The organism is Kitasatospora acidiphila (assembly GCF_006636205.1).
Taxonomy (GTDB): domain Bacteria; phylum Actinomycetota; class Actinomycetes; order Streptomycetales; family Streptomycetaceae; genus Kitasatospora; species Kitasatospora acidiphila.
The window spans coordinates 6,095,076-6,107,283 of record NZ_VIGB01000003.1 but is presented as its reverse complement, the minus strand read 5'-3'; the positions used below and the strand labels follow the sequence as shown (position 1 = coordinate 6,107,283).

13 protein-coding genes and 1 pseudogene are annotated in these 12,208 nt (G+C 73.9%); 9 read left to right on the top strand and 5 right to left on the bottom strand.

Translation table 11 applies throughout. The annotated features are described in order from the left end of the window. Nucleotides 1–3: 3 nt before the first annotated feature. Nucleotides 4–1,287: a deoxyguanosinetriphosphate triphosphohydrolase gene (locus E6W39_RS28885; protein ID WP_141635987.1), complete on the bottom strand. Its 1,284-nt coding sequence runs from the start codon at nt 1,285–1,287 to the stop codon at nt 4–6. Between the two features lie 122 nt (nt 1,288–1,409). On the opposite strand from E6W39_RS28885, the gene E6W39_RS28880 reads away from it, so the two are divergent. Together E6W39_RS28880 and E6W39_RS28875 are read left to right on the top strand one after the other, a co-directional pair. Further along, entirely contained in the window at nt 1,410–2,042 is a 633-nt protein-coding gene (locus E6W39_RS28880; RefSeq protein WP_141635986.1) for a winged helix-turn-helix domain-containing protein, read from the top strand. Next, nucleotides 2,042–3,349 carry an MFS transporter gene (locus E6W39_RS28875; protein ID WP_141635985.1) on the top strand — a complete coding sequence of 436 codons (1,308 nt, stop codon included), beginning with the start codon at nt 2,042–2,044 and terminating at the stop codon, nt 3,347–3,349. Before E6W39_RS28880 ends, E6W39_RS28875 begins: the two co-directional genes overlap by 1 nt. On the opposite strand, the pseudogene E6W39_RS28870 reads toward E6W39_RS28875, so the two are convergent. Then, nucleotides 3,243–4,462: pseudogene (locus E6W39_RS28870) on the bottom strand (MFS transporter). The gene E6W39_RS28875 and the pseudogene E6W39_RS28870 overlap by 107 nt on opposite strands. Before the next feature lie 87 nt (nt 4,463–4,549). Between E6W39_RS28870 and E6W39_RS28865 the strand changes: the two are divergent. The 3 genes from E6W39_RS28865 to E6W39_RS28855 are packed head-to-tail and all read left to right on the top strand — an operon-like array spanning nt 4,550 to nt 7,098. Beyond that, complete coding sequence (locus tag E6W39_RS28865; protein ID WP_407658493.1) at nt 4,550–5,317, top strand: AraC family transcriptional regulator; 768 nt, start codon at nt 4,550–4,552, stop codon at nt 5,315–5,317. Nucleotides 5,318–5,338: 21 nt separating this feature from the next. Next, nucleotides 5,339–5,866, top strand: coding sequence for a SigE family RNA polymerase sigma factor (locus tag E6W39_RS28860; RefSeq protein WP_141635983.1), 528 nt, complete (start codon nt 5,339–5,341; stop codon nt 5,864–5,866). 56 nt (nt 5,867–5,922) lie between these two features. Then, entirely contained in the window at nt 5,923–7,098 is a 1,176-nt protein-coding gene (locus E6W39_RS28855; RefSeq protein WP_141635982.1) for a hypothetical protein, read from the top strand. A 13-nt stretch (nt 7,099–7,111) separates the two neighbouring features. Here E6W39_RS28855 and E6W39_RS28850 read toward each other — a convergent pair whose 3' ends face one another. Together E6W39_RS28850 and E6W39_RS28845 are read right to left on the bottom strand one after the other, a co-directional pair. Further along, entirely contained in the window at nt 7,112–8,056 is a 945-nt protein-coding gene (locus E6W39_RS28850) for an SGNH/GDSL hydrolase family protein (RefSeq protein WP_181799481.1), read from the bottom strand. A 68-nt stretch (nt 8,057–8,124) separates the two neighbouring features. Beyond that, nucleotides 8,125–9,057 carry a proteasome assembly chaperone family protein gene (locus E6W39_RS28845; protein WP_141635980.1) on the bottom strand — a complete coding sequence of 311 codons (933 nt, stop codon included), beginning with the start codon at nt 9,055–9,057 and terminating at the stop codon, nt 8,125–8,127. Nucleotides 9,058–9,695: 638 nt separating this feature from the next. Here E6W39_RS28845 and E6W39_RS43710 point away from each other — a divergent pair. The 4 genes from E6W39_RS43710 (at nt 9,696) to E6W39_RS28830 (ending at nt 11,578) form a co-directional block, all read left to right on the top strand. Then, nucleotides 9,696–10,106 carry a GNAT family N-acetyltransferase gene (locus tag E6W39_RS43710; RefSeq protein ID WP_323809099.1) on the top strand — a complete coding sequence of 137 codons (411 nt, stop codon included), beginning with the start codon at nt 9,696–9,698 and terminating at the stop codon, nt 10,104–10,106. Beyond that, nucleotides 10,022–10,438, top strand: coding sequence for a GNAT family N-acetyltransferase (locus tag E6W39_RS43705; protein WP_323809098.1), 417 nt, complete (start codon nt 10,022–10,024; stop codon nt 10,436–10,438). The genes E6W39_RS43710 and E6W39_RS43705 overlap by 85 nt, the downstream gene beginning before the upstream one ends. A 133-nt stretch (nt 10,439–10,571) precedes the next feature. After that, entirely contained in the window at nt 10,572–11,066 is a 495-nt protein-coding gene (locus E6W39_RS28835) for a hypothetical protein (protein ID WP_141635979.1), read from the top strand. Beyond that, nucleotides 11,030–11,578 (top strand): hypothetical protein, encoded by a 549-nt coding sequence (locus E6W39_RS28830; protein WP_181799480.1) that lies wholly within the window; start codon nt 11,030–11,032, stop codon nt 11,576–11,578. The genes E6W39_RS28835 and E6W39_RS28830 overlap by 37 nt, the downstream gene beginning before the upstream one ends. Nucleotides 11,579–11,617: 39 nt before the next feature. Here the strand turns inward: E6W39_RS28830 and E6W39_RS28825 are convergent, their stop codons facing one another. Then, the gene (locus tag E6W39_RS28825; RefSeq protein ID WP_141635977.1) at nt 11,618–12,034 is read right to left on the bottom strand and encodes a ribonuclease domain-containing protein; all 417 of its coding nucleotides are present in this window, start codon (nt 12,032–12,034) and stop codon (nt 11,618–11,620) included. Between the last annotated feature and the right edge of the window lie 174 nt (nt 12,035–12,208).

The window sequence follows — 12,208 nt, the reverse complement described above, 5'->3', positions numbered from 1 at the left end:
AGTTTACTTCAGAGGCGTGCCGGTCAGGCGGGCATGGAGGGCCAGGGCGGAGGCGTCGGTGAGGCTGGCGATCTGGTCGATCACTGCGCGCAGCGCGGCGCCGTCGTCGGCGGCGTGGGCGTACTGGGCGGCGAAGACCGGGTCCAGCTCGGCGGGGTCGCCCGCGGACAGCAGCTCGGCCAGCTCGGCGATCACCACCCGCTGGCGGGCCCGCAGCTGGGCCTGCTCGACGCGCTGCATCACATAGCGCACCGCGACCGCCTTGAGCACCGCGCACTCCAGCCGCACCGGGCGCGGCACCACCAGCTCGGCCGCGTACCTGGTGAGCCGCCCCGGACCGTAGCGGGCCCGGGTGGCCTGCTCGGCGGCCAGGCAGAACCGGCCGATCAGCTGGCTGGTGAGGTCCTTGAGGCCGGCCCGGGAGCGCGGCGAGCCGTCGTAGCCGCGCGGCCACCACTCCTCGCGCTGCAGGCGGTCCAGGGCCGCGGCGAACTCCTCGGGCTCGGCGCCCGGCGCGTACTGCTCGGCGACCTTGCACAGCTCGGCCCGCTCGGCGGGGCTGGACAGCGCGGCGGGGTCGATGTGGCCGGCGTAGATGCCGTCCTCGACGTCGTGTGTGGAGTAGGCCACGTCGTCGGACCAGTCCATCACGGTGGCCTCGAAGCACTTGCGGCCGTGCGGGGCGCCGGAGCGCAGCCAGCGGAAGACCGGCAGGTCGTCGGTGTAGACGCCGAACTTGGGCGAGTCGGGGTCGGTGGGGTGGCCGCCGCGCGGCCAGGGGTACTTGGTGGCGGCGTCCAGCGCGGCCCGGGTCAGGTTGAGCCCGACGCTGCGGCCCGGCCAGGGGGCCAGCCGGGCGGCCGGCTCGTCCAGCGGGGCGAAGCGCTTGGGCTCCAGGCGGGTGAGGATGCGCAGCGACTGGGCGTTGCCCTCGAAGCCGCCGCAGGCCGCGGCGGCCAGATCAAGCGCTTGCTCACCGTTGTGCCCGAACGGCGGGTGGCCCAGGTCGTGGGAGAGGCAGGCGGTCTCCACCAGATCCGGGTCGCAGCCCAGGGCCGCCCCCAACTCCCGCCCCACCTGGGCGCATTCGAGCGAGTGGGTGAGCCGGGTGCGGGGAAAGTCGCTGCGCATCGGGGCGACCACCTGGGTGGTGCCGGCCAGCCGGCGCAGCGCGGCGGAATGCAGCACCCGGGCGCGGTCGCGCTGGAAGGCGGTGCGACCGGGCCGCTTGTCCGGCTCGGGCACCCAGCGGGCTTCGGCGTGATCGTCGTTCGTCGGGTCGTCCATCAGCGACACGGTACGCCGCGCCGGTGACGGATCGGGGGCAGCGCGCTCACGGCTCAAAGTTGCAGAGGATTCTCTGCAGATTGCTCTATGCAGAGAATCCTCTGCAAGATATCTTCGTGGTCATGGACGACGACGTGAACGACGAACAGCCCACCCCGCAGGCCCGTACCGTCGACCCGCGCAGCCTGCGCGCCCTGGCCCACCCGCTGAGGATGCGGATCCTGGACCTGCTGACCGACGAGGGGCCGGCCACCTCCGCCAAGCTCGCCGAGCGCCTCGGCGAGAACACCGGAACGCTCAGCTGGCACCTGCGCCAGCTGGCCGAACACGGGTTCATCAACGAGGACCAGGAGCGCGGCACCAAGCGCGAGCGCTGGTGGCAGCGCAGCTCGCCGAAGATGACCTTCAACAGCGCCGAGCTGACCGTGGACCCGGCGACCGCCCAGGCGCTCGACGTCTACAAGCGCCACTACCTGGAGCGCTCCTTCCAGCGCGCCGCCCGGGCCCTGGCCACACCGCTCACCCCCGAGTGGGTGGGCACCGGAAACATGTCCGACTGGGGCGAGGTGTGGATGACGCCGGAGCAGCTGGGAGCCCTCGGCGCCGAACTGCTGGCGGTGATCCGCCGCCATGTGCCGGAGCCCGACGCCCCGCGGCCCGCCGAGGCCCGCCCGGTGCTGATCCAGTTCCAGACCCTGCCGATGTACGGCCCCGACAGCGCCACCGACGAGCACGCCACCGACGAGGAGTCCTGATGCGCACCCTGACCCGCACCGCGGTCCCGACCACCGCCCCCACCGTCGGCACGCCCGGCAGCAGCCTGCTGCGCCGCAACCGCGACTTCCGGCTCCTCTACACCGGCGAGGTGACCGGCCAGTTCGGCGGCTCGGTGACCAACCTGGCGTTACCGCTGATCGCCACCGTCGTGCTGCACGCCGACGCGCTCAAGGTCAGCTCGCTCACCGCCGCCGCCTGGCTGCCCTGGCTGCTGCTCGGCCTGCCGGCCGGCGCCTGGGTGGACCGGCTGCGCCGCCGGCCGGTGATGCTGGCCGCGGCGGCCTGCTCGCTGCTGCTCTACCTGACCATTCCGGTGGCCGGCACGCTCGGCCTGCTGACCTTCCCCCAGCTGCTGGCGGTGGCCTTCTGCGCCGGAGTCAGCGCCGTCTTCTTCCAGACCGCCTACACCGCCCTGCTGCCCACCCTGGTGGCCGAGCCGGACCGCGCCGAGGGCAACGCCAAGATCCAGGGCAGCGCCTCGGTCGCCCAGTTCGCGGGCAGGAGCTCGGCCGGTGCCATCGCCCAGTTCTTCGGGCCGGTGAACGGCCTGTTCGCCAACACCGTGACCTTCCTGGTCTCCGTGCTCTGCACGGCCCGGATCCACGAGGCCGAGCGGCGGACCGCGCCGGCGGCCCGGCGCAGCCTGCGGCAGGACGTCGGCGAAGGGCTGCGGCTGGTGCTGGGCGACAGCTGGCTGCGCTCGATCCTCGCCTACGGCGGGCTCTCCAACCTGGCGCTGACGGCCTACCAGTCGATCCAGGTGATCTTCCTGCTGAACCGCGCCGGGCTGCCGCAGGGCCTGATCGGCACCCTGATCGCGCTGTCCGGCCTCGGCGGCATCGCCGGCGCCGCGGTGGCCCGCCGGGTCGGCGCCGCGATCGGCACCGCCCGGGCCCTGCTGCTCTTCCAACTCGGACTGCCCGTCCTGGCGTTGCTGATCCCGCTCGCCGACAAGGGCGCCGGCGCGGCCTGCTACCTGGTCGGCGGTCTGGCGGTCTCCGGCGGCGTGGTGGCCGGCAATGTGCTGCGGGCCACCTTCATCCAGCGGTACGTGCCCGCCGAGATGTTCGGCCGCACCAGCGCCACCACCGCCGTCGTGGTCTACGGCACCATGCCGATCGGCGCGCTGCTCGGCGGCGGCCTGGCCCAGGCGTTCGGCCTCGGCACGGCGATGTGGCTCAGCTGCGCGGCCGTACCGCTGGCCGCGACGGTGCTGCTGTGCTCGCCGATCCGCCGGCACCGGGATCTGCCGAACCGGCCGATGACGGCCGCCCCGACCGCCTGAGCCGCTCCGGCTCCACCAGGAACGCCCCGAGCAGCACGGCGGCCACCGGCATCGCGCAGACCACCGCCAACACCCGCGCGGGCCGTGCGCTTGAGCCACCAGACCGAGCGGCGGCGCGACCAGCCCGCCGACGCTCACCGCCAGCCCCAGCGTCACCCCGGCCGCCGTTCCCGGCCGGCTCGGCAGATAGTCCTGCCCCAGCTTCACCATCACCGCGAACGGCAGATTGAGCACCGCCCCGGTCAACACCGCGAACAGCAGCGGCAGATACCGGCCCGGCACCAGCAGCAGCGCCAGCAGCACCGGCACGATCAGCACCGTCCCCAGCTGCGCGGTGCGCACCATGCCGATCCGGTCCGCCAGCCGGCCGCCGCCCAGCGTCCCGGTCACCCCGCCGGCCAGGAAGCAGGCCAGCGCCGCCCCGCTCAGCGCGTGCGAGGCGTGCAGCTGACGCAGCCAGTACAGCTCGATGAAGGTGCTGACCCCGAAGAAGACCATCGAGCGCACCACGGCCACCCCGGTGAGCACCAGGAACGGCCCCCAGTGGTCCGTCCCACCGGTCCGGGCCGCCACCCCGGTCGCCGCCGCCCCGCGCCGCCCACCGGCCCGGTGCAGCAGCACGGCCGTCAGCATCGCCGGCGCCAGGAAGAGCGCGGTCGACTTCACCCCCCAGGCCGCCAGCGCCGGAGTGGCCAGCACCGGAGCCAGGAAGAAGCCCACGCTGCCGCCGGCCGCGAAGACGCTCATCGCGGCGGTGCTCTCCCCCGCCGCCTGCCGGGCCGCCTTGCCGGCCGCCGGGTGGAACATCGACACCCCGATTCCGGAGAGCAGCAGCAGCGCCCAGACCACCGGGTAGCCGCCGACCAGCCCGGACAGCCCCACCCCCGTCCCGGCCAGCGCCACCCCGGCCGCCGCCAGCCAGGGCAGCCGCCAGCGGTCCACCGCGAGGCCGATCAGCGGTTGCGGCAGCGCGCTGCCGAGCGTGGCGGCCAGCGTCAGTCCGCCGGCCGCCACATAGCCCCAGCCGCGCTCCAGCACGAAGTACGGCACCATGGCGGGCACCAGGCCCTGGTAGAGGTCGTCGACGGCATGCGCCGCGCCCCACAGTCGCATCCGGCGCCAGACACCGGTCTCACGGCTCGTCATGGACCCAGCCTGACCGTCCACAGGGTGTTCCGGCTTCCGTTATCCTGCCCAGTTGTGTCGCCAACCCGCCACACCTGGGCCCACCGGGACGCGCCCGGGCCGTCACTGCGCCCGATGGCCGACCGGGAGCGGGTCGAATGGCACTACCACGACGTCAACCAGCTGGCCTGGCCCGGACGCGGAGTGCTGCGGATGACCACGGCGCAAGGCAGCTGGGTGGTGCCGCCGTACCGCGCGGTCTGGCTGCCGGCCGGCGTGCCGCACGCCCACCAGGCGCACGGGCCGAGCGAGTTGCGCTGCCTGGTGTTCCCGGCGACGGTCAATCCGCTGCGGCTGGCCGGCCCGGCGGTGCTCGCGGTCAGCCCGCTGCTGCGCGAGCTGATCGCCGCCCTCACCGGACCCGACGCGCCCACCGGGCGGCCCGCCCGCACCCTGGAGCAGGCAGCGCTGGACCAGCTGCGCCAGGCGCCCGAACTGCCGCTCGGGCTACCGCAACCGCGTGATCCCCGGCTGCGCGACCTGGCCGCGCTGCTCACCGCCGACCCCGGCGATCCGCGCACCCTGGCCGAGCTCGGCCGCGCGGTCGGCGCCGGGGAGCGCACCCTGAGCCGGCTGTTCCGCCGCGAGCTGGGCCTGAGCTTTCCGCAGTGGCGGGCCCAACTGCGACTGCACCACGCGCTGGTGCTGCTGGCCGAGGGCCGCTCGGTCACGGCCACCGCGACCGCCTGCGGCTACCACTCCCCCAGCGCCTTCATCGAGGCGTTCCGGCACGCCTTCGGCACCACTCCGGGCCGTCACCGGCACGACCGGGACGCAACCTGAGGCCCATCGCGTTGGAAGGTCATGAAGCGCACACCATCGAGCGGCACGTCGGCGCAGCCGCTGGACTTCAGGGATTTCGCGGCCGCCCGGGGGTGCCATCTGGTCCGCACGGCATTCCTGCTAACGGGCGGTGACGCGCATCTCGCCGAGGACTTGGCCCAGGAGACGCTTGCGCGGCTGTTCGCCCGCTGGCGGAAGATCAGCCGGCTCGACAACCCGACCGCCTACGCGCAGACCGTGCTGGTCAACACCTTCCTGACGCACCGCCGCCGGCGCAGCAGCGGCGAGCACGTGACGTCGACCTTCAGCGAACAACCGGTGCACGACACTGAGCCCGAGCTGCGCCTGGCCCTACTCAAGGCGCTGGGCGAGCTGCCGGTGCAGGACCGCACCGTGCTGGTCCTGCGCTACTGGGAGGACCGCAGCGTGGAGGAGACCGCCGCGATGATGCGCCTGAGCGCCAGCGGCGTGCGCTCGCGGGCCGCCCGGGCACTGGTGAAGCTGCGGACCGCTCTCGGCGAGGAACTGGAGCAGTTCGCCGAGCTCTGACCCGGCGTCACCGCACATCCCCGTTCATTCCACTTCCCACAAGGGGTCACACAGCCATGCGTTCATTCGACGAGAAGCTCATCCAGGGCCTGCGGGAGGCCGCCGAACTGGCGCCGGGCACCATGGTCACGGCACTGACCGACGGCGCCGAGCGGCGCGGCCGACGGCTGCGAGCCCGCCGCCGGGCCGCCCTGGCCGGCTCGGCGGCGGTGCTGACCGCCGCTGCCGTGACCACCGCGCTCACGCTGAGCCCGAGCCCGAGCCCGACCACGGTATCGGCCGCGCACGGCGGCGATCGGGTCAACGGGCAGTTCATGGTCGACACGCTCACCGCGCTGCTGCCGCCGGCCAAGGTCAGTCAGGCGTTCGGTTTCGGCATCGGCGAGGGCAGCGCGAAGAACGCCGGGCCGAGGGTCACGATGAACTACGACAACGGGCACGACACCGCCCTACTGTCACTCAGCACCGATCGGGTCGCGCTGCCGCTCACCCAGTGGACCAGCGGCACCGAGTGTGCCGACCCGTTCTTCGCTGACACGACCCAGTGCACCCGCACCGTGCGTCCGGACGGCTCGATCGTGGTGCTCAACCAGCCCACAGCGGCCGCGCCCGGCGTCTGGACACTGAGCTACGTCGGCGCGGACGGGCGGACTCTGCGGATCGACGAGGCCGTCTCCCCCGACCCATCCTCGTCGACTGCCCGCACAGACCCTCCGCTGAGCGCCCAGCAGTTGACCAACACGCTGGCGAGCAGCGCCTGGGACCCGGTGTTCGCCGAGCTGACCAAGCCGGCCATCACGGCCAACGATTGGACACCGCAGCAAATCCTCGACTCCGCCAAGCAGCTGCTGCCCGAAGGTGCCACCTTCCAGGCCGACACGAGCAAGCAGCTGGTGCCGGGCTCGGTCCACCTGGCGGTCACCCTGAGTGGGCGGACCAGCCAGGTGAGCATCAGCATCACCCCCAGCTGGTCCCTTCAGAACTTCGCTCCCCCGGGCGCCACACCGACCCGTACAGCGGCCGGAGTCACCGTGATGACCAGCGACAACGGGCCCGGCAAGACCGGCACCACACACGGCCTACAGATCGACGTCCTCCACCCGGACGGCACCCGGGTGGAGGTCTCCACCTGGAACGGGCCCGACGGCCGCACCTACACCGGCGGCCCGCTGGCCCTGACCACGGACCAGCTCACCGCGATCGCACTCGGCACCGACTGGTCGAAGCCGTAGCGCGGACCGCCGGTCAGCGGGCCGCCCGGATGCTCCCCAGCACCGCGGCGGCCATCGCCTGCTGCCCGGCCAGGTTGGGGTGCAGCGGTGCCATGCCACCGGCCGGCAGCGGCGGCTCCACCCAGCGGGCCGACTGCCCGGCGCACATGTCGTGCCCCTGGGTGGGCGCGTAGGTGTCCACGTAGACCGCGCCGGCGGCCGCCGCCTGGTCGCGCAGCACGGTGTTCAGCCGCTGCTCCTGCTCGGCGAGGAAGGCCAGATCGCCCTTGCTGACGGTGTCGCCGAGCAGCCCGCCGCAGGAGGCGGGATCGCTGGGCAGCAGCGCCGGGTAGCCGACCAGGAAGACCTTGGCCTGGGGTGACCGCTGGGCCACCTGGCGCAGCACCGCGGAAACCCGGTCGCCCACCGTCTTCAGCACGCCGCTCAGCTGGTCGCTGCCGTCGGCGGCGGTGTAGTGGGCCTTGCACGGCGCCTGGCCCTTGGCCACCGCCACCAGATGGAGCAGCCCCTGTTCCGCGCACTCGGTGAAGACGTTGGTGAAACCCGCGTCATTGCCGCCGATGCCGACCGTGACCAGCCTGGTCCGCGCATTGAGCGCGTCCAGCTGGGGCGGGTTCGGGCCGCCTGACACCTGCTGGGCGCCGGTCAGGTCGGCCGTGGTGGCGCTGGTGCAGCTGGCGTCGGTGAACTGGTCGCCCGTCAGGCCGAGGCCCTGGGCGACCAGCGACGGATAGTTGGCCGCCGACCGCCCGCAGCCCTTGGGGCCACCGCCGGCGGGCTGCAGTTGCAGCCCGGCCGTGTAGGAGTCGCCGAGAGCCGCATAGGGCCCCCCGGGCACCCAGGCGCGGGCCTTGGCGCTGGGTGGCGCGCTCCCCGACGCACCGGCAGGCGCGGGCCGCCCGCCACCCGCCGTGCAACCGGCGAGCGCGAGCAGCACCAGCACGAGCCCCAGGCCCATCGGTCGACGCATCACACCCCGCCCAACGCCCGGTGCCCACGGCATGGTTCCGAGGCGAACCGGCCCGCCTACTCGCCCTGCTCGTGCTCGGCCAGGAACTGCTCGAACTGGCGGCCGAGCTCCTCGGCGGAGGGCAGGTCGGCGGCCTGGGCGAGCAGGCTCTCCCTGGACTCGGCGCCGGCCACCGCGTCGTACTGCCCCTCCATGCCGCGGATCGCGGAGCTCAGCTCGCCGTCACCGTGCGAGAGCTGCTCCTCGATGTCGGCGTGCACCTCGGCGATCCGCTGGCGCAGCTCATTGCCGGGCAGCACCAGGCCGGTGGCGGCCTGGACCGCCTCCAGGATCGTCACCGCGGCGGCCGGGTAGGGCGAGCGGGCCACGTAGTGCGGCACGTGCACGGCGAAGCCCAGCACGTCGTGCCCGGCCTCGGCCAGGCGGTACTCGACCAGGGCCTGGGCGCTGCCGGGCACCTGGGCCCGCTCGAACCAGCGCGGGTAGCCCGGGGCCAGGTCCAGCCGGTTGCCGTGCGGGGTCAGGCCGACCGGGCGGGTGTGCGGCACGCCCATCGGGATGCCGTGGAAGTCCACCGCGAGGCGCACCCCGAGCTCGTCGACCAGGTTGGCCACGGCGGCCGCGAAGGCCTCCCACTCGACATCCGGCTCCGGGCCGGTGAGCAGCAGGAACGGCGTGCCGGTGGCGTCCTGGACGAGCTGCACCAGCAGCTCCGGCGGGTCGTAGGAGACCCAGCTCTCCTGGTCGAAGGTCATGGCGGGGCGGCGGGCCCGGTAGTCGACCAGGCGGTCGTGGTCGAAGCGGGCGACCACCAGCGGGCTGCCCTGCTCCTGCAGGTGGGCCATCACCTGGCCGCCGGCCTCCCCGGCGTCCATGAAGCCATCGAACTGGTAGAGCAGCACCGGACCGTCCACCAGCCCGGCGCGGGCAGCCTCCAGCGCCGCCACACCGTGTGGTTCCAGCTCGTACAGCTCCTGGGGATCACGCACCGCGCACCCGATCCGTTTCTCGTCGGTCCTGCCTGTCGGTCACACACACCAGCGTGCCGCAGGGCGCTGACATTCCCGACACCGCCCCGGCGCTTCGGATGACATTGACCCGTAATGTTCACGTCTCTTCGCCGACCGTGCATCACCGCAGGTCAGCACGGCTATCGAGTGGTCCAGGCGGCACCGCTGGGCCAGTCGGGGCAGGGTGGCGCACCCGGCTGGCGCGCCGCGAAGTGACGCGGGCGGCATCGACATGTATCGTCCTCTCGCTGCCCCGCATCGTCGCGCCGTCGCCACGTCGTCCGTCACGCCGTAGGCCGCCGTCCCGAACGTGTACGGTCAGCCCCAGAATCACACCTTGCCTTCACCTGGCCGCCTGCTTCCCTTCGCGCACTCATTCCCTCTTCGGCCATCTCGCGGACGCACGCTGTCCCCCCGCACCTCCTCGCCGGACCGGTTCATGCAAACCGGGCTCTCCGGCACCGCGCTGCCCGCCCGAGGGCCGCTGCCACCCGACGTACGACCGAGGCTCCGGCGTACCCAGGTTGAGCGGACCGCATCGGGCGGGGCGACCTGCCCTCCAACCGCCCGCACGCTGGGCGCGAGGTCCCTCCGACTGCCGAAGGATCGAAGGTTCCGTGCCTGCACCAGTCACCCTCACCGGCCGTACCGTTCGGCTGGAGCCCCTCACCGAGCAGCACGCCGAAGGCCTGGCCGCCGCGGCGGCCGAGGACCGCTCGACCTTCGGCTTCACCGCCGTCCCGCAAGGACTGGACGGTGCGCTGGAGTTCATCGCCGCCGCCCGGGCCGACCTGGCGGCCGGCCGGTCGCTGGCGTTCGCCACCGTGCGGGCGTCCGACGGCCTGGTGGTGGGCTCGACCCGGTTCCTCGAGCTGGACTACTGGCAGGGCCGGTGGTCTGGCCGCCGCTGCCGGCCGGCCCGGTCGGCGACCCGGCCACCGCCGTGCCGGATGCCGCCGAGATCGGCCGCACCTGGCTCTCCCGGCACGCCCAGGGCACCGGGATCAACACCGAGGCCAAGCTGCTGATGCTCCGCCACGCCTTCGAGACCTGGGGCGTGCAGCGGATCTCGCTGCGGGCCGACGCCCGCAACCTGCGCTCCCGGGCGGCCATCGAGCGGCTCGGCGCCACCCCCGAGGGGGTCCGCCGGGCGCACAGCCGGGGCCTGGACGGGGTGGTGCGCAGCACCGCGTTCTACTCGATCCTGGCCGAGGAGTGGCCGGCGGTGCGGGACATCATCGAGCTGCGGATCGCCGCGGCCACCTCGCCGAGCGCGCCGGACCGGGGGATCGGCCGGGGCATGGGGCGCGAACTCGACCAGGAGTGCGTCAGACCCACCGGTCCGCTGATCCCCGCCTGACGGGTCGCCGGTGCCCGGGGCTTGGGCCATCCGGGCGTCGAAGCCGTCGCAGTCGCCGAAGTCAACACACAGCCGGGCTGACCCCCTGCGGGGACCTTTCGCATACCCACGGACCGGCGGGCACCACCCCGCCATGACTGCGATGACCGCCCTCGAGGCCGTCCGGCTGCTCGGCGCCGACCAGCAGCACATCCTGACCCGTGCGCAGCTGATCGAGCACGGGGTGCCCTCCGGGACGATCGCCCACCGGCTGCGGCCCGGCGGGCCCTGGCAGCGGGTGCTGCCCCGGGTGATCTGCCTGCAGAGCGGGCGGCTGACCCCGCATCAGCGCCTGCGGGCCGCGCTCAGCTATGCGGCGCCCAAGGGCGAGCGACCCAAACCCGGCTCGGTGCTGCTGACCGGTCTGGCGGTGCTGGCGGACGCGGGGCTGCCCAGTGCCGGGCATCCGGCGGACGTCGAGGTGGTCGACGTGCTGATCCCGAGCAGCCGGCGGGTGGCCAGCCGCGACTTCGTCCGGGTGCACCGGGCGCCGAGCCGGGTGGGCGGCATGCCGGCCGGGTGGAGCGGGACGACGGGTTGTGGAGCGTCGGGGTGGCCCGGGCGCTGGCCGACTCGGCGCCCTTCCTGACCGGCGGGCGGCAGTTCCGGGCGCTCTGCGCGGAGGCGGTGCAGGGGCGGCACTGCGAGCGGGCCGATCTGCTGGCCCGGCTGCTCGGCGGACCGGCGGCCGGCGTGGCGCTGCCGCACGTGCAGCACGTGGCGGACGAGCTGACCTGCGGGGTGTACTCGATCGCCGAGGCCGAGGCGCGCGAGCTGCTGCGGCGGTGCGGGCTGCCGGAGCCGCTGTGGAACCCGGTGCTGCTGCTGGACGGGCGGTTCCTCGCGGTGCCGGACGCGTTCTGGCCGCAGGCCTGCGTGGCGCTGGAGATCGACTCGCGGGCCTGGCACCTGCGGCCCGCCGACTACGAGCGCACCCTGACCCGGGGCAACCGGCTGCAGGCGGCGCGGCTGCCGGTGGTCCGGGCGACGCCGCACCAGCTGCGCGCCGACGCCGGGCCGATCGTCCGCGAGCTGCGCACGCTGCTGGCCACCGGGCCGCACGGGCCGTACCACCGGATCACCTGGACCAGGGTCCGCTGACCCGGCGTCAGCTGGACTGCGGCCCCCGCTGACCCGGCGTCAGCAGGCCGGGTCGATCCGCTGGAAGCTGGCGTAGTGGTCCTGCGTCCAGTACTCCTCGCCGGTGCCGCCGGTGACGATCCGGCGGGCGCCGCGGTCCCCGGCACCCGGGGTGACCACGGTGTACTCGTGGTAGTAGCCGCCGCGCTGCCTGGGCAGCCGGCTCTCCCGGTTGTCGAAGACGACGCCGTCGGTGCGGTACGGGAACGGGCCGCCCTTGGCGATCAGGCCGATGGTGTCCTGGGCCTGGCCGGGCAGCTTGGAGCGGCAGACCCCGCCCGCCGCGGTGGTCGGCAGCGCCTGGCCGGCGCGGCGGGCGGCGGGAGTCTGGCGGGTCGTCACCGCGTACACCGCGGCGGCCGCGACGGCGCAGCAGAGCACGATGGCGACGGCGATCACGCGGAGACGGCTGGTCATGGGCTCCAGCTTGCCGGTCGGCGGCGGTCCGATGATCAGCGGGGTGCCGACCCTCACTCGAATGGAGCAGCTCGGCGGCCCGGCGCCGGAACGGCCCGGACATGGCACGCGGCCGGGTGGAGCGGACGCCGTTGTCCACTCCACCCGGCCGCGTTACGTCCGGCGGTTCTCCTG

Bases quoted from the DNA above. Each gene is read 5' to 3' on its own strand.
- E6W39_RS28885 (WP_141635987.1), bottom strand. From the start codon at position 1,287: ATGGACGACCCGACGAACGACGATCACGCCGAAGCCCGCTGGGTGCCC.
- E6W39_RS28880 (WP_141635986.1), top strand. From the start codon at position 1,410: ATGGACGACGACGTGAACGACGAACAGCCCACCCCGCAGGCCCGTACC.
- E6W39_RS28875 (WP_141635985.1), top strand. From the start codon at position 2,042: ATGCGCACCCTGACCCGCACCGCGGTCCCGACCACCGCCCCCACCGTC.
- E6W39_RS28860 (WP_141635983.1), top strand. From the start codon at position 5,339: ATGAAGCGCACACCATCGAGCGGCACGTCGGCGCAGCCGCTGGACTTC.
- E6W39_RS28855 (WP_141635982.1), top strand. From the start codon at position 5,923: ATGCGTTCATTCGACGAGAAGCTCATCCAGGGCCTGCGGGAGGCCGCC.
- E6W39_RS28850 (WP_181799481.1), bottom strand. From the start codon at position 8,056: ATGGGCCTGGGGCTCGTGCTGGTGCTGCTCGCGCTCGCCGGTTGCACG.
- E6W39_RS28835 (WP_141635979.1), top strand. From the start codon at position 10,572: ATGACTGCGATGACCGCCCTCGAGGCCGTCCGGCTGCTCGGCGCCGAC.
- E6W39_RS28825 (WP_141635977.1), bottom strand. From the start codon at position 12,034: ATGACCAGCCGTCTCCGCGTGATCGCCGTCGCCATCGTGCTCTGCTGC.